Origin of the sequence: Peribacillus sp. NPDC097295, from assembly GCF_044761665.1 — a bacterium.
Lineage (GTDB): Bacteria > Bacillota > Bacilli > Bacillales > DSM-1321 > Peribacillus.
Window position 1 is genome coordinate 66,616 of sequence record NZ_JBIWCW010000007.1, and the last position, 16,347, is coordinate 82,962.

The following is a 16,347-nucleotide window of genomic DNA, read 5'->3' on the forward strand; positions in this document are numbered from 1 at the left end:
AGCCGTCATTTTTTTTGGATGATGGGAAGTTGGGTGGAACCACGGGTAAGCATGCTCGTCCCTCTTATTTAAGAGGGATGGGTGTGCTTTTTTTGTTGTTAAAAAGTCAAAGGGAGTGTTGAATCATGAATCAAGAAGTGAAAATCAAGTTTCCAAACGGTCAAGAGAAGATGTATCCAAAAGGGGTTTCGTTAGAGGAAATAGCTCAGTCGATTAGCCCAAGTTTGAAAAAGAAATCGGTGGCCGGCAAGGTGAATGGAGCTTTGTACGATTACAGGCGAAGCATCGAGGAGGATGCTGAAATCGAATTATATGACCTTTCATCGAAACCAGGTACTGAAATCATGAGGCATACGGCGGCACATGTTTTGGCCCAAGCGATCAAGCGACTGTATCAAGACGTCCACCTGGGGGTCGGGCCAGTCATCGAGAATGGCTTTTATTATGACATGGATAGTGAAACGCCACTTTCGATGGAGGATTTAGGGAAAATAGAGAAAGAGATGAGTAAAATCGTCTCTGAAAATCTTGAAGTGAAACGCGAGGAAGTATCACGTGAGAGGGCAAAGGAAATCTTTGCGGATGATCCTTTGAAGCAGCAACTGTTAGAGGATATTCCATTAGGCACAGCGGTGACTGTCTATCGTCAAGGAGAGTTTGTGGATTTATGTCGCGGTACACATTTACCGGCAACTCGCTTCATAAAAGCTTTCAGATTGACGCATGTTTCTGGGGCTTATTGGCGAGGAGATAGTCAAAATAAAATGCTTCAGCGTATTTATGGGGTCGCGTTTGCCACAAAAGAGGAAATGGATGATTATTTTCATTTTGTGGAGGAGGCGAAAAAAAGGAACCATCGTAAATTGGGAAGTGAATTGGAGCTATTCATGTTTTCAGAAGAAGCTGGGGGCATGCCCTTCTATTTAGCGAATGGCCAGCTGATCCGCAATGAACTGGAGTCGTTTTTGAGAAAACTGCAGTATGCCTACGATTATAAAGAAGTCCGGACACCGATGATGATGAACCAACGTTTATGGGAACAATCGGGGCATTGGGAGCACTATAAAGAAAATATGTACTTTTCCGAAGTGGACAATCAACGTTTTGCCCTCAAGCCAATGAATTGCCCCGGACATATGCTCATTTTCAGGGATAAGCTCCATTCTTACCGGGACCTTCCGATACGGATGGCTGAATTTGGTCAGGTGCATCGTCACGAATTCAGTGGTGCCTTGAACGGGCTGTTGCGGGTTCGCACCTTCTGCCAAGATGATGCCCACATCTTTGTGAGACCCGACCAAATGGAGGAAGAAATCGCCTCGGCGCTTCAACTGATCGATTATGTGTACCGGAAGTTTGGCTTTAGCTATGAAATTGAACTTTCGACAAGGCCTGACGACTACATGGGGAGCGAGGCCTTGTGGGATAAAGCGGAAGGTGCATTAAGGAATGTGTTAGAGAAACTCGGCTACGCTTATACGATCAATGAAGGAGATGGGGCTTTTTATGGACCGAAAATAGATATTCATATCCAGGATGCACTGAAACGAAGCCATCAATGCGCTACGGTCCAACTGGATTTTCAGATGCCGGAGAAATTCGATTTGTCCTATATCGATGAAGAAAACAAAAAAATACGTCCGGTGATCATCCATCGTGCCGTCTTTGGTTCAATCGATCGTTTCTTAGGAATCCTGATTGAACATTTTGGCGGTGCAATTCCCGATTGGCTGGCACCCGTTCAAGTGAAGGTGATGGGAGTGTCGAATGCCATTCATAAAGAATACGTGGAAGAAATCACACAGCGCTTACAACAAGAGGGCATCCGGGTGGAACTGGACGTACGTGAGGAGAAGCTGGGTTATAAAATGAGGGAAGCGCAATTGAAGAAGATTCCCTATATCCTCGTCGTTGGCGATCATGAACGAAATCATCATTCCGTCAACGTGAGGCAATACGGGCAGGACAAATCGATTGAAATAAAACTGGAAAGGTTCATCGCTTCTTTAAAGAAATCGATTGAAGCTAAATGTCTAGGTAGAGTGTGGTCATGAAAGGAAAAGAGTTGCTTTAGCAACTCTTTTATCTGGATATTATGTAAATATATGTATTGATAGTAGTATAATAAGTGCAAACGTATTGAAAGATTGGAGGGGATAATTTGATTTTACATACAACGATTTTAGGTGAAGGATTCCCGCTTGTTCTGATTCATTCAGGTGGGATGACAGGAGTGACGGAGTATGAGGAACAAAGCGAATTTTTTTCGCAAAGGAACTTCAAGGTGATCCGGCCTGATTTAAGAGGACACGGTCAATCGGAAGGCCCTATTGATCAATATTTCAGTCACTGTGCAGAAGATTTGCACGACACATTAGAGGACCTGCAGATTGAGAAATGCCACATCGCGGGTGTTTCCATTGGTGGAATAGCGGCACTGTTATTTGCTAAGAAATATCCTGATAAAGTGGCCTCCCTAACTTTCTCCGGCATCTTCCCGATTGAGCCAGCTAATTGGGAGGAACTCTCGAAACAAGAAGCGGACCAATATGAACAACTATTCAAAAATGAAGAAGTGGTTCCAATTCTCGATGAGATGCATGGAAAAAATGACTGGAAAGCGTTACTCCGTTCTTTTCAAGAAGATGATTTTTATCCCTTTAACGAAACGGGCGATCTTTCCAAACTTTGCGTTCCCGCCTTATGCATGGTCGGCGAAGAAGAGGAAAATGAAATATCAGTTGCCTTATCTTATAAACAGTTGAAGCCTGATATCCATCTGTCAGTCATTCCTTTTGCCGGTCATTTGGTGCATAGAGATCAGCCAAATTTATATTCCCAAACTCTTTATACCTTTATCGAATCACTAGATTGTAAGGATCCTATTAAAGAATAATCAATCTGATTAAAATCATGACAGGAAGGAAGGAAAAGAGTGGCAGAAACAATCGTACCCATGACAATGGATGACATCGAACCATGCATCGAACTCTATATTGACGTTTTTAATAGTGAACCTTGGAATGAGAGGTGGACCTATTCAACTACTAAAGAAAGACTTACGGATTTTATACATACTCCCAAATATCTTGGCTATTTATTATATGAAGAGAATCAATTAATTGGACTCGTAGCAGGAAACGGTAAAAAAACAGATGTAGGGGTAACTTTTTATTTGGCCGAACTCTGTATTAGTAATCGAATTCAAGGCAAAGGGTATGGAACAATTCTGCTGCGACATTTAGAAAAGGAGCTAAAGAATAAGGATATTCATAGTCTTTATTTATTAACGGCACACGGAGGTGTGGCCGAAACCTTCTATCGGAAAAACGGCTATGAGGTGCACCGAGATCGGATGGTTTTGAAGAAGAGTTTAGTTTAGGATTTTTTTAGCATGAATAATTTATTAGGATTCTTCAAGGAGGATGTTGTTTCTCGAATGAATTCAGAAAAAGGTGATTGAATGAAGAGTTGGAAGAATCCGATTCTATTGCTTTCGGGAATCGGGGTTTCGTATTTAGGGAATTGGATTTATTTAATCGCACTGAATGTGTCTATTTTGAATTTGACCGGCTCTGCAGCGGCCGTTGCTGGACTGTACATCATACGACCGATCGCGACATTGATCACGAATACCTGGTCCGGGAGTGTCATTGATCGTGTGAATAAACGTAGATTGATGATCACCATTGATATAGTGAGGGGAATCTTTATCTTCATAATCCCTTTTATCTCGTCATTATGGTCGATCTATGCGCTCCTATTACTGATTAATATCGCGGGCTCCTTTTTTGGTCCCAGTTCATCGGTCTACATAACGAAGCTTGTACCACCTGAAAACCGAAAACGATTCAATTCGATGATGAGTCTGACCAGTTCAGGTGCGTTCTTATTAGGTCCAGCCATTTCAGGGCTTCTCATCATGTCGGTAGGGACGGATTTATGTATTGTGATTAATGCCATTACGTTCTTCGTTTGTGCTTTTTTCATCTACCTTCTTCCTGATGTGGATGGGGATTTAGAAAAAGCAGAAGGGACATCCGTTTCCTTGAAAACGCTCCTAAATGATTGGGAAGCAGTCAGGGAATTCACAAAGACAGCCAAGTTCTTCATAACTGTATATATCCTGTTTCAAAGTGCCGTGCTCATCGGCTATGCCTTGGATTCACAAGAAGTCACGTTCATTAAACAGCACTTGGATTTGACGGATAAGGAATATGGCTTCATTACAAGCCTCACGGGTGCTGGGGCATTGGCAGGAGCGGCCGTTGCAGCTGCGGTGTCTAGGAAACTGCCACTTACCTTTTTCGTGGGAGGGGGATTGTTACTCTCGACGATCGGATACCTATTATTTTATGCCTCGGTGGACTTTATAACGGCAACATCCGCTTTCGTGTTTTTAGGCTTCGTGATGGCTTTTGCGAACGCAGGGTACGCAACCTTTTTCCAAAACAATGTACCGGTTGCGATTATGGGTAGGTTCGGCAGTTTGGCAGAAATGGTTCAAGGTATCGTACAAATTATTTTAACGTTGCTGCTTGGATTAATGGCCGACTGGTTTTCATTGCAAATGGTTTGTATCGGCTTTTGCCTCTTAGGAATTGTGCTGGCTGGAGCCCTTTGTATGACCATATTCTTCCCTTCCAAGGCACAGTATTTTAAAGAAAGCGAAAAAAGCATGACGGGTTGAAGAATGATTTAGCTTTTTTTTCTTAACCATTGCTTTAGAACTTCAATTATCCACCAAAGGAAAACGGTCACTAAGGCACTTTCACATACACTTAAACCACATACAAATAAGAGTCTTCCGATATCTTCAAGCTCATTGAAGCCATAGAGTGGAAGTTCCCAATTGTTAAAGATATTTTGATAGGCGATTATTACAAGTATTATAGGGAACAAAGACCAATAATACTTATGGATACGTTTAGGTAAATGTAATTCCATATCAGTCACCTCCTTTGAGTCATTTTACTATAAAAACCTGATATGGACTAAGTGAGAACAGGGACAAAGTTAGTCACATCCCTATTGAAATCCCGGATTACTTTTAAAAATCAAAGTATGAAGGAGGTTGGATATGAATAATAAGAAAAAGTATATGCTAGCTTCGGTGTTCGTGATTGTCCTCATATGGATGAATCCATTTAAAGAGGAGGTTTGGGATGCGAATGCTAAGCTGCTAGAAGATAAGATTCTGTCGATGGAGATGACGGACGAACCCGTGGTTTTGACTGGGTTTACTCCGTTTGAATGGGATAAAGTCTATTCTTTTTCCCCCTTATTATGTCAAAGAAGATGTCTATGAAACGGTCGGATATAAGTGGGATAGAATTAGCGAAACCGTCAATGAGGGCATGAATCAAATCGTGTTCATGAAAGATGGAGAAGTCGTTTGTTACATATATGGCTATCCGGAAAATAATAAATTCGGAATTTCCTTTGACCATGGAGATTATAGCTATGGAGTTACTGTGTTATATGCAAAGGATAACGAAGAATTTACGGTGGTCAAAAAAGGAGACGTCACCTATTTGACCTTGGAGGATGAAGAGTGAGCGATAACTAAAATCGCTCTTTTTCCTGTCTGCCTTTTGTGAGTAAGCTTAGTGGGTTTGAACAGGTATGCACGAAAGGAACATTTTAACCTAAAATAGAATTTTGCTTTCCTATATCAAAGACCTTCTACTCTGGAAGGTTTTTTTATTAACAATATTCATGCATTTCCTCGTTCGGTCCCCAGCTTTTTACCTCAAGAAAAAAATAAAACGATGTTGGAATAACCTTTCAAAAATTATAGTACGTTTACTATTTTAGAAACACTATATAGTAATAAGAGTAGGAAAAGGCTCCTTTTATAACCATGTAGAGCCTAGAATACATGCAATTTAAAAATAATAATAAAAAGTTCATGAATACTTGTACACTTTTTCCTTACTTATTCGTTATACATGTTAAAGGAGGAGAAATACAGATTGTAACCTTAGAGGATTTATATCAAAAGAAATTCAAAATAATCTACAAGCATTTACTCAACCTGGGTTGTTCGAGAGAAAATGCTGAAGATATTGTACAAAACACTTTCTATAAAGCCCTTGAAAATATGGCTCACCTTGAAGTGAAGAACTTATCTGCCTGGTTATTTAAAGTTTCCATTCACCAATTTTATGATATGTGCAGACGCAACAAACATTTTCCTAAAGTGAATATTGATGATTCTACATTTATCACTTTTTTTATCCAGGAAGAGACAGGTGAGGATTTACTATTGCTAAAAGAGCTTCATGGAGATATACGGAAAATACTAGATGAATTAAAACCAAGTTATAAAAATTTATTACTTTTGAAATACGACTTAGAATTATCTTATGAAGAGATTTCAATCATAGTTGATATGAAGGTGGAAACTGTTCGAACTACTCTATATAGAGCAAGAAAAGAATTCAAAGGGATATGGAGTGAAAAAAATGAAAGAGGATCATGAAATAGATCATTTTTTTGATTCAACATTTAATGATAAAGATCTAATTAAATCAGTAAAAAGAAAAAGTTATTTTCGCATTACTGGAGTTAGTTTTCTCGTTTCAATTTGTGTTCTTATTTTATTGGTTCTACTGAAGATACAATTAACTCCCTATTTAGTGAATCAAAAAATGGTAGCCAAAGAATTATATTATGAAATATACGGGGCAAATATTTATACGGGTACTTGGAGCGAGCAGTATAAATTAGTCGGCAGCTCAGCTACTGCACCAAAATATAAGCTCTTAAACGGAAAGCTGGTTAATATTGGGGAAGTGTCATTGGACACATCGAATCTAGAAATTACAGTTGGTAATTCCGAGTATGAGCAATACACTTATGCAGGAAATCGCGTAATGAACTTCTTTCACCCTTCTTTACAGTATCAAGAATATGCAAAAGATTTAAATGAATTGAACAAAGTCAATGATGGTAAATGGATTGAAATGGCATTATCCTTCGACCGGGCTTATACCTATAAAGAGGTTGTTTCTATGTTACCTCATGATGTTTCACTACAATGGAATTGGGTAAACTCTTATTCGACAGGAGAACTTGATGAATTAAAAGAACCAAGCCTTACTGAATCAGGAAATCTTCTCCCATTAAAAGAACATGAAGTCGCTGGCTTTCCAACGATTTCAAAAACAGGAGAACAAATAAAAAATCCTATAGATTCATTTATATCATCTTTAGATTTAGCGTTAAGTAAAGGTGGTACTTATAAGAAAGAATTTGAACATCTTCACAATGTACTAAAAAAAGATCAAGCTTCACTTACAAATAAAAACGTAGAAATTATTGGTGTTGTGGTTGTTGGAGATAAACAACAATTACAAGCACTACGAGATAAAAAGTATATAAAAGCATCTAGTTTCGGCACGATTGTAGATAGGTATTAACAAAGGGGAGAGTATTGGCATATGAAAAAAACAATATATGGAGTTATTTGGGGTCTCGTCTTAATTGTGATTAATATGGGAGCTTTTCCTATAGCTCTTTTTTCTTTATTCGGAACATCTGAAGGAACGAGCATTTTTTCACTCGATTATTTAATAGCCTTTTCTATTGTCCTATTAGCTAATATAATTACGATTCAATTATTTATTTCTTTTCGCAGGCAAAATCAGAAAGACTTTTTAATTGGTTTAATCATCGCAATCATAGAAGTTTGTTCATTCGTATTATTCATAAACGGCAATATGGACTACTCAATTAGCCTAACTTTAGCAGCTCTTAGTGTTGTAGGGGCTATTCTACTTCTAATAAGATCACGCTTTCGTTAAAATATAAGAGTGATTTTAAGTTTTGATCTATTCGCTTTTAGTCGTAATTTATGAATGGACATAGAGAAAAGAGAAATAACTTTCGGTCATTAAGTAGGCAGGAGGTTTTTTCTCTTTTTTTATATTTATTTGCAAACAAACTTCATACTGAAGAACTGAGGAGTTAGTGGTTTAAAGTAGTCAACCCATTATTCGTTTCCTGCCATTTCTTTGGTGAAATATAAGGAAATGAATGTATATTACCGATAATAAGAGGGACGGAGCTTCCAAATAATATTCACGGTTATAATCATGGATAAATAGCCAAGCATCGAACGGTTACTGAAGTCTTGATACATCGCAAAATGTTTCACCTATGCTTATGATTATTTGTACAAGTATTTCTTCCTTTCTATGAAAAAATAATTAGAGAAAAGATATTAAATTATCGAACATGAGAGGGCCTAGATAGGCTTGTGAGGAAATGTAAATTGGTTAAACGAAATTATTTTGGTCCTGGCAGTATTTAGCCCTAAAGGACATACCAAAAGGAGCCTATATTTATGATTAATTACGATGGACGTACATTTGTATCGATTGATAATACAGCAAACGGAGAGGTCTCTTCCAAAACAATCTTTGAATATAAACAAGAAGGGAATATCCTTTTTGCGACCTATAGTGGAGGGGAAATCGTTAAAGGGACCATGATTGGGATCGTACAGGAAAATGGCTGCTTACAGTTCAATTATAACCATGTGAATGTTAAGCATGAGATCAGGGGCGGGCACTGCTTTTCCACACCTGAGGTCCTATCTGATGGGAGAATCAGGTTGCAGGAAAAGTGGAAGTGGTCAGATCGTGAACAAAGTGAGGGAGAATCGGTTGTTGAAGAAGTAATGAAAAAGTAGAATAGTTAGAAAAGTTTATATGAAATTCGTTTTTATCTTTAGATTCCTTGCACCTTTTCACTAAGAAAAAGAGTGTTAATCTTTTTCGATTAATCACTCATTTCTTAAAAATTATAAACTAGTACATTTTTGTTAGGTCAAATCCTTTTGGGAATGTTTCTTCAAAATGACCTTTTTGCTCGAATAAGTTATACCATTCTTCTGCAATGATATCTGGATCTCCTTCGGTACCAGGTGCAATCATCGTACCGATTGAAAGATGTCCAATATATACGCCTTTGTCTTTTAATTCATTATATAAGTTCGTTGCATAATTACGAATACCTGACATAACGATGCCAGCATTTCCGACAGTTGGTAATGGAAACATTGCAGAGATTCCTGTTGTAAATAGAATGGCGCCTTCTCCTTTTTCTTGCATAGCAGGTAATACTTCATTGACTGAAAGAATCGCTGGTAGTAAATAGCTATTGATTTGTTCTAAGACGTTTTCTGGTGTTGTTGATAATACATGGGTGAATTGTTGCCAACCGCCATAGGGGCTAAACTCTAGTACATCAATACTTCCAAAGTCCTTTTTAGCATTTTGTAAAGCTTCTTTTAATGCATCTAGGTTTGTCACATCCGCTATATAAGATTTTGCTTCAATATTTAATTTTGTAAGTTCATCTACCATTGTTGATAATTTTTCTGGATTACGGGAAATGACAGCTACATTAAAACCATTTGTACCGAATTTTTTAGCTAAGGATAAACCTAATCCTGGTCCTGCCCCAATAATTGCTATTGTTTTTATATTTTGAACTCCCTTTTTATATGATATGATTAAACCAACATATGTCGCTTTAATAGCATAAGGTTGTCAATGAAATATAACAACTAACATTATGCTTGAAATGTCGTTATAACAACATATTTGAGAAAGTAATGTTTTAAGGAGTAAAAAATGACTTCAAAAGTTGGAAATATAAGAATGACCCGCACAAAGCAGGCCTTAATTGATGCTTTTGGTGAGTTAATAAATGAAAAAAGCTTTGAGAAGATAACGATACTAGATTTAACGAAAAAAGCACAAATTAACCGAGCTACCTTTTATGCTCATTTTAAAGATAAGTACGAACTTATGGACCATACTATTGGTGATTCCGCACACACGACTATTCTTAATCATACAAACGGAGTAGTAGCATTTAATCATGAAACAATTTCCCAGCTTTTATTTGCTGTATGTGGCTATTATCAACAATTCCAAGAAAAATGTAAGCGAAGTGATGTAGTTATGACTACACCCCTGTTAAAAGATAAGATGATAAAGGCATTAAAAGAATATCTCTCCAAATGTTTGAAAAATGAATATACAGAGAGAGAGAGGGAATTATATATTCCTATTTATGCAAATATCATTTATGAAGCAGGATACCTATGGGGAACAGAACAAGTTTTGTTTGAACGAGAGGAATTAGCTAATAAAATTGCCGTGTTAATGTTATCAAATGCATAAAAACACACTAACTAAGATATGAAAGATTGTCTTAATAAGAAAATCTTTTATCGGGGGCAAGTGAAGAAGAATGGAACGGGATTTGCTAAGTGTTTCAGGGGAACTTTTACTGAATGCAATCGTATGTTAGAAAATAGAAAGTATGGGAGGCAGATAGATGAATGATCATATAATTTACTTTAAAGATAATTTCTTTTCATCAGGCAGGACAGAAATATTTAATAGTTCAAAAGAAAAGATAGGAGAGCTTGATTTAAAGAGTGCCTTTTCTACAGCTGTTGATGTGTTAGATAGGAATGACAATATTGTGGTTACAGGGAAGTTTAAGTTCTTTAGTAATAAGTGGAGCATCTATCATACTAATGAGGAAGAAATAGGTGTCCTTAAAGAAAAACTGTCCTTTTTATCTAAGAAATATGAATACATTTCATTTGGAAATGGAACCTACCAAATTAAAGGAGAGTCTTTCTCTAGGCAATATGAAATTTTGGATGAAGCCTCCAATCTTGTTGGAAGGTTTGAAAAGGTAAATGGATTCTTTGAGTCCGCGGCATATCAGCTGAGTAACTTCCATAAAAAAATTACGAATGAGGAACTAATCGCCGTCGTGATGGGGATAAATGCTATACATAAGAGGAAAAAAGGTAACGCGGCTACAGCCAACAATGGCGGAGGCTGATATGTTCCTTAAAAATCTTCATTCATGAAATGGTGGAAGTACGCATTCCTTAAGTCTTTATAACATGGGGTATTTTGTATAATTGTTTAAATGAAAGAATTTTTAGAAAACTATTGACAATCTAAAGGGAAATACATATATTATTCCTATAAACTTTATTGGAATTAAATGACGCTGGCTTACTGGTTAACCGGAGGCTCCTACATTCACCAGATGGTGAAATTGGGAGCCTCTTTTGTTTAAAAAAAGGGGGAGATAAAATTTAGCATGAAAGCAAAATGAATTAGTGTGGCTGACTGGACTACTGGAGGCCTTCGTTTAATTGAAAAATTAATCGAGGGCCTTTTGTGTGTGATAGCCCCGTTACTAAAGGAGAGTAAAAAAATGAAAAAGACTCGACAGGCCTTATTTTTAGCATGGATTGGTGCATTACTTGTTTTAGTTGGTTGCTCGTCAGGAAAGGCAGTGGAAAAAAACGAGGATGGCTATGAAAAAGTGGAACTGAAGTATCAGGGGTCGGCAGGGGTGGTTACATACCCAGAACTGGCGGAGGATTTAGGTTATTTAGGACCGATCAAGTTGGAATGGGTGGGGAATGTGAATGGGGGACCGCAGGATATTCAAACGGCTGCGACGGGTCAAACGGATTTCGGTGGGGCCTTTAATGGGGCCATCATTAAATTGAAATCAAGCGGGGCACCAATCAAAGCGGTCCTTGGCTATTATGGGAGTGATGAAGAAACCTATGTTGGTTATTACACATTAGAGGGAAGCCCGATCAAAGAAGCACGTGATTTAATCGGAAAAAAAGTTGGAGTGAATACGCTTGGTGCGCATTTAGAATTGGCTCTTAAAGAATATTTGAAACAAAATGGGCTAACAGATGATGAAATCAAACAGGTTACCTTAGTGGTGGTGCCACCAAGTAATGCGGAACAAACATTACGGCAAAAACAAATCGATGTCGTGGCTTTAAATGGAGCTGCACGTGACAGGGCACTGGATAATGGGGGCATCAGTAAATTATTTAGTGATTATGATTTATTTGGAACCTTTACTGCGGGAAGTTTAGTCTTTACAGATAAATTCATCAAGGAAAATCCGAATACCACGAAAAAATTTGTAGAGGCAACGGCAAAAGCGATTGAATGGTCACGTACAACTCCTCGTGAAGAAGTGATAGCACGTTTTACATCGATCATTGAGAAACGAAATCGAAAAGAAGATTCAGAAACCGTTCAATACTGGAAAAGTCCGGGTGTCGCTACAAAAGGGGGCTATATACAAGAATCAGAATTCAAAGTCTGGGCGGATTGGCTTGAGGATAATGGGGAAATCAAAAAGGGCCAAGTGAAGTTGGATGATGTATACACGAATGAATTCAATCCATATACAAAAGAGCTTGAGACTAAATAAACGGGGTGTGGATATGGCGGATAAAATTCGATTTGATCAAGTGACAAAGGTATTCACTGTACGGGATACCGAAAAGGGGAAGGGCTCGAAGAAGGAGTTCACGGCGGTAAGGGATTTAAACTTCTCCGTGAAAGATGGTGAATTCTTAACGTTGGTCGGCCCAAGTGGTTGTGGTAAATCCACCTTACTGGATTTACTTGGCGGATTGACGAAGCCGACTGCTGGCAGGATCCTTCTTGATGGGAGAGAAATCACGGGGCCTGGATTGGACCGCGGAATCGTGTTCCAGCAATATGCCTTGTTTCCGTGGAAGACAGCGCGCGGCAATGTCGAGTTTGGTCTAGAAGCCAAGGGAGTCTTGAAAAAAGAACGGAAAGAGCTAGCGCAATATTACTTATCACTGGTGGGGTTAGAGGGATTCGAAGATCGGTTTCCGCATGAATTGTCAGGAGGAATGAAGCAGCGCGTCGCCATTGCTAGGAGTCTTGCTTATAATCCGGATGTGTTGCTCATGGATGAACCGTTTGCCGCGTTGGATGCACAGACAAGGGAAACCTTGCAAAGTGAATTATTACAGATTTGGGAGAAGACGAAGAAGACGATCATCTTCATTACACATGGCATCGATGAGGCTGTGTATTTAGGGCAACGAGTGGCGGTCATGTCCACAAATCCTGGAACGGTTAAGTATATGGTGGATATCCCATTGGATTCACGATTAAAAGAGGTAGACATCCGGTCACATGCAGAGTTTGTAAAAGCGCGACATCGCATATGGAGCCTTCTTCACGAAAAGGTCTATCAAGGGGCATCCATTTAATTCTTTACAAAAAGGAGTGGTTATCATGTCTAGTCTGGAAAAAGCTATGGCCGTACCAATAGAAACAAAGAAGCCTATCGCCTTATCCTTTACCTGGCTACAAAAACTGGTGAAGCAGACAGCGGTGATTGTCCTGTTACTGATACTTTGGGAGGTAGCACCGAGGATTGGGCTGGTCGATTCCGTATTCTTCCCACCTTTTTCATCAGTGGTAGTAGGATGGTGGGGGTTGGTGACATCAGGAGAATTATTTGCCCATTTCAAAGCAAGCTTTATACGTTCGTTCATCGGGTTTGGTCTCGCCCTTTTGATTGCGATCCCTTTAGGTTTGATGATTGGATGGTTTCCTTTAGCCAAGGATCTGTTGAATCCTGTACTAGAATTATTCCGGAATACGGCGGCATTGGCGTTATTGCCTGTTTTTATCCTACTTCTCGGGATTGGTGAAATATCCAAAATAGCGATTGTCCTGTTCGCCTGTACGTTTCCCGTCCTTTTAAATACCATCAATGCTGTTCAGAATGTGGATCCATTGCTCATCAAGTCAGCACAATCGATGGGATTATCTTCTCGTAAACTATTTTATAAGGTCATTTTACCGGCTTCTATTCCGACTATTTTTACCGGAATACGAATGGCAGGAACGGCATCCATTCTCGTGTTAATTGCAGCTGAAATGGTAGGTGCCAAGGAAGGTTTGGGTTATTTAATCAATTACGCCCAAATGAATTTCCAAATCGCTGAAATGTATGCCGGTATTATTACGATTTCTTTACTTGGATTGTTATTGAACTATGGATTAGTGTCCCTGGAAAAGAAATTCTCCGCTTGGAAAATCAATCAATAATAGAAGAAAGAAGGAATAGATGATGACAAATAATAAACGCGAAATGAAGTTAGGTGCCTTTTTCATGATCCCTGGACACCATGTGGCAGGTTGGCGTCACCCGGAGGCAGAGGTGCACAATATATTGAATTTCGATTTTCTTAAAAGGCTGGCCCAAACAGCAGAACGCGGAAAATTCGATATGTTGTTTGTTGCCGATATTAATGCGCTTCAGCATAACGGTTCTAAAAACGTTCAAAGGGCGGGCATTAGTTTTGAACCGTTCACGCTGTTATCGGCTCTTTCAGCGGTGACGGAAAAAATTGGGCTCGTTGGCACGGTGTCCACGACGTATAACGAACCTTACCATGTAGCGCGTAAGTTTGCTTCGCTCGACCATTTAAGCAATGGGCGTGCCGGCTGGAATGTCGTCACGTCCAATACGGATGCCGAAGCGAAGAACTTCAATTCCGATCATCATCTTTTACATGAAAGGCGCTATGAACGGGCCGAGGAATTTGTAGATGTTGTAGAGAAGCTTTGGGATAGCTGGGAAGATGAAGCGTTGGTCATGGATAAGGAATCCGCCCAATTTGCAGATGGCTCGAAAATCCATAGCGTCAATCATAAGGGGGAATGGTTCTCCGTTGAAGGCCCACTGAATATTTCCCGTCCGGTTCAAGGTCATCCGGTCGTCGTTCAAGCGGGCTCATCCGAAGCGGGGAAAGAGCTTGCGGCACGCACGGCAGAAGTGATTTTCACAGCATGGCAAACAATCGAAGAAGCTCAAGCCTTTTATGCGGATGTGAAAGGACGGATGGCGAAGTATGGCCGCTCTCCTGAGGAACTGAAAATCATGCCGGGTGTGTTCCCAATCATTGGGGCAACAGAAGAAGAAGCGGAAAGGAAAAAACAATTATTCGAAGAATTGATCCCAGAGGAAGCCGGTGTTGCTCTTTTATCGGCGATGATCTCTGTGGATTTAAGCGGATACCCCGTTGATGGGCCACTGCCTGACCTGCCGGAAGTAGAGCAAGTCAATGGAGGGAAAAGCCGTTTTACCTTATTGAAGGATCTTGCTGAACGCGAAAACCTGACCATTCGCCAGCTATACCAAAGAACAGCTGGTGCCAGAGGACATCGCGAAATCAAAGGAACTCCACAACAAATCGCAGACCAACTGCAGGAATGGTTTGAAAATGGAGCAGCGGACGGATTCAATGTCATGCCTCCATATTTACCAGGTGGACTTGAAGATTTCGTCGATCAAGTCATCCCAGAATTACAAAGACGCGGACTTTTCCGTACCGAATACACAGAAGATACATTACGCGGGAACTTAGGACTGAATCGACCAGCCAATACGTTGGCTAATACAATTAGAGAAACCGTGTGACAGGTAAGACCGGGCGTATCTGCCCGGTTTTTTTGTTTAAACACGTTTTATTACTAAGGAAATGAAGGGCACACTTCAAACAAGTGACGGAGAAAAGACGAGGTGTTAGCTGATAAAAGGGTAGCAAAAAGATGAGCGAACCTAGAGAGATACTAAACTTTAGAAAATTTAGCATATGGTATACTAAAGTAACCTAAAATAAGGAAAAAGATGGCCAGGGATTGATATAAATCATGAATAGTAGAAAGATCTCGATGAATATCTATCAACAATTAGTAACTCCATGGTGGGGAATTAAATTTTGGAGGGATAAGTATAATGAGTTACTTCGTTCAAAACACCTTATCTGGACTAAAAAAGCTGTTGAACAAAAATGACCAAATGAAGATCATATTAGATGAAGGGGAAGTTCAAAATGTTTCTTGTTCTTTTAACGCTCCTATCCAGACAGCTGAAATTAAAAAGTTTGAAAGTGAAAACAATATAAAGCTTCCTAACGACTATAAAGCGTTCTTGACACTCCATAACGGGGCAAGAATATATGATTTGATTGATGACGACGGTACTAATATAGGGGGAGGCCTCCATTTATTTAGCTTAGATAAAATAGAAAAAAAACAAGAAGTTGAATATATAAGTGAGCATGGAATTCCTATCGCGCATTTATTGGAAGATTGTTATCTAATATTAGATATAGAAAAATTAAAGGGTGGGAATCCAAACTACCTTAACATTCTAGAATTTACAGATCTAGAAATTCTTAACCTTAATTTTGAAATCTTCTTAGACCGCTATATCATATCGCAAGGTGTAGGGTTTTGGAACTGGCCTATATACACAGCTGAAAATTATTATAGAACGAGGTAAATAATTAAGTGAACGAAGCAAATTAAATGCGTTGTCTTTTTCAATAGCATTTTGACTCGAATTCAAATATCACTGTTAGATGTTTTAAATTGAGACAAGCAGGATTACGTATGTATGCTGGCCAGGTGGAGCTCATGAAAAGTA

19 protein-coding genes are annotated in these 16,347 nt (G+C 39.2%); 17 read left to right on the top strand and 2 right to left on the bottom strand.

Annotation, left to right across the window (positions count from 1 at the left end; translation table 11 throughout):
• Window positions 1-122 precede the first annotated feature (122 nt).
• From thrS to ACIQXN_RS13755, 4 genes are all read left to right on the top strand, one after another.
• Complete coding sequence (gene thrS / locus ACIQXN_RS13740; protein WP_402967594.1) at window positions 123-2,054, top strand: threonine--tRNA ligase; 1,932 nt, start codon at window positions 123-125, stop codon at window positions 2,052-2,054.
• A 107-nt stretch (window positions 2,055-2,161) separates the two neighbouring features.
• On the top strand, window positions 2,162-2,896 hold the full coding sequence (locus ACIQXN_RS13745) for an alpha/beta fold hydrolase (protein ID WP_402967301.1): 735 nt from the start codon (window positions 2,162-2,164) through the stop codon (window positions 2,894-2,896).
• 39 nt (window positions 2,897-2,935) lie between these two features.
• Window positions 2,936-3,382 carry a GNAT family N-acetyltransferase gene (locus tag ACIQXN_RS13750; RefSeq protein ID WP_402967304.1) on the top strand — a complete coding sequence of 149 codons (447 nt, stop codon included), beginning with the start codon at window positions 2,936-2,938 and terminating at the stop codon, window positions 3,380-3,382.
• Window positions 3,383-3,463: 81 nt separating this feature from the next.
• The gene (locus tag ACIQXN_RS13755) at window positions 3,464-4,690 is read left to right on the top strand and encodes an MFS transporter (protein WP_402967307.1); all 1,227 of its coding nucleotides are present in this window, start codon (window positions 3,464-3,466) and stop codon (window positions 4,688-4,690) included.
• 8 nt (window positions 4,691-4,698) lie between these two features.
• Here ACIQXN_RS13755 and ACIQXN_RS13760 read toward each other — a convergent pair whose 3' ends face one another.
• On the bottom strand, window positions 4,699-4,947 hold the full coding sequence (locus ACIQXN_RS13760) for a hypothetical protein (RefSeq protein WP_402967310.1): 249 nt from the start codon (window positions 4,945-4,947) through the stop codon (window positions 4,699-4,701).
• Between the two features lie 133 nt (window positions 4,948-5,080).
• Between ACIQXN_RS13760 and ACIQXN_RS13765 the strand changes: the two genes are divergently transcribed.
• The 6 genes from ACIQXN_RS13765 (at window position 5,081) to ACIQXN_RS13790 (ending at window position 8,698) form a co-directional block, all read left to right on the top strand.
• Complete coding sequence (locus ACIQXN_RS13765) at window positions 5,081-5,308, top strand: hypothetical protein (RefSeq protein WP_402967313.1); 228 nt, start codon at window positions 5,081-5,083, stop codon at window positions 5,306-5,308.
• 49 nt (window positions 5,309-5,357) lie between these two features.
• A complete protein-coding gene (locus tag ACIQXN_RS13770) occupies window positions 5,358-5,558 on the top strand; it encodes a hypothetical protein (RefSeq protein ID WP_402967316.1) in 201 nt (66 codons plus the stop codon).
• Window positions 5,559-5,881: 323 nt separating this feature from the next.
• Entirely contained in the window at window positions 5,882-6,484 is a 603-nt protein-coding gene (locus ACIQXN_RS13775; RefSeq protein WP_402967319.1) for an RNA polymerase sigma factor, read from the top strand.
• Window positions 6,468-7,424 carry an anti sigma factor C-terminal domain-containing protein gene (locus tag ACIQXN_RS13780; protein WP_402967322.1) on the top strand — a complete coding sequence of 319 codons (957 nt, stop codon included), beginning with the start codon at window positions 6,468-6,470 and terminating at the stop codon, window positions 7,422-7,424. Before ACIQXN_RS13775 ends, ACIQXN_RS13780 begins: the two co-directional genes overlap by 17 nt.
• 21 nt (window positions 7,425-7,445) lie before the next feature.
• Window positions 7,446-7,808 carry a hypothetical protein gene (locus tag ACIQXN_RS13785; RefSeq protein WP_402967325.1) on the top strand — a complete coding sequence of 121 codons (363 nt, stop codon included), beginning with the start codon at window positions 7,446-7,448 and terminating at the stop codon, window positions 7,806-7,808.
• A gap of 542 nt (window positions 7,809-8,350) precedes the next feature.
• Complete coding sequence (locus tag ACIQXN_RS13790; RefSeq protein WP_402967328.1) at window positions 8,351-8,698, top strand: avidin-fold protein; 348 nt, start codon at window positions 8,351-8,353, stop codon at window positions 8,696-8,698.
• Between the two features lie 118 nt (window positions 8,699-8,816).
• On the opposite strand, the gene ACIQXN_RS13795 is transcribed toward ACIQXN_RS13790, so the two are convergent.
• Window positions 8,817-9,548: an SDR family NAD(P)-dependent oxidoreductase gene (locus ACIQXN_RS13795; protein ID WP_402967597.1), complete on the bottom strand. Its 732-nt coding sequence runs from the start codon at window positions 9,546-9,548 to the stop codon at window positions 8,817-8,819.
• Window positions 9,549-9,644: 96 nt separating this feature from the next.
• Between ACIQXN_RS13795 and ACIQXN_RS13800 the strand changes: the two genes are divergently transcribed.
• The 7 genes from ACIQXN_RS13800 to ACIQXN_RS13830 all read left to right on the top strand — a co-directional run bounded on the left by ACIQXN_RS13800 (window position 9,645) and on the right by ACIQXN_RS13830 (window position 16,203).
• The gene (locus tag ACIQXN_RS13800; RefSeq protein ID WP_402967331.1) at window positions 9,645-10,199 is read left to right on the top strand and encodes a TetR/AcrR family transcriptional regulator; all 555 of its coding nucleotides are present in this window, start codon (window positions 9,645-9,647) and stop codon (window positions 10,197-10,199) included.
• A gap of 157 nt (window positions 10,200-10,356) precedes the next feature.
• Window positions 10,357-10,878, top strand: coding sequence for an LURP-one-related family protein (locus ACIQXN_RS13805; protein ID WP_402967334.1), 522 nt, complete (start codon window positions 10,357-10,359; stop codon window positions 10,876-10,878).
• A gap of 384 nt (window positions 10,879-11,262) precedes the next feature.
• Window positions 11,263-12,294, top strand: a complete 1,032-nt coding sequence (locus ACIQXN_RS13810) for an ABC transporter substrate-binding protein (protein ID WP_402967336.1) — start codon at window positions 11,263-11,265, stop codon at window positions 12,292-12,294.
• Between the two features lie 13 nt (window positions 12,295-12,307).
• Complete coding sequence (locus ACIQXN_RS13815; protein WP_402967339.1) at window positions 12,308-13,114, top strand: ABC transporter ATP-binding protein; 807 nt, start codon at window positions 12,308-12,310, stop codon at window positions 13,112-13,114.
• Between the two features lie 25 nt (window positions 13,115-13,139).
• The gene (locus ACIQXN_RS13820; protein WP_402967342.1) at window positions 13,140-13,961 is read left to right on the top strand and encodes an ABC transporter permease; all 822 of its coding nucleotides are present in this window, start codon (window positions 13,140-13,142) and stop codon (window positions 13,959-13,961) included.
• Between the two features lie 22 nt (window positions 13,962-13,983).
• Window positions 13,984-15,336: an LLM class flavin-dependent oxidoreductase gene (locus ACIQXN_RS13825; RefSeq protein WP_402967345.1), complete on the top strand. Its 1,353-nt coding sequence runs from the start codon at window positions 13,984-13,986 to the stop codon at window positions 15,334-15,336.
• A 318-nt stretch (window positions 15,337-15,654) separates the two neighbouring features.
• Window positions 15,655-16,203: an SMI1/KNR4 family protein gene (locus ACIQXN_RS13830; RefSeq protein WP_402967348.1), complete on the top strand. Its 549-nt coding sequence runs from the start codon at window positions 15,655-15,657 to the stop codon at window positions 16,201-16,203.
• The last annotated feature ends 144 nt before the right edge of the window (window positions 16,204-16,347 follow it).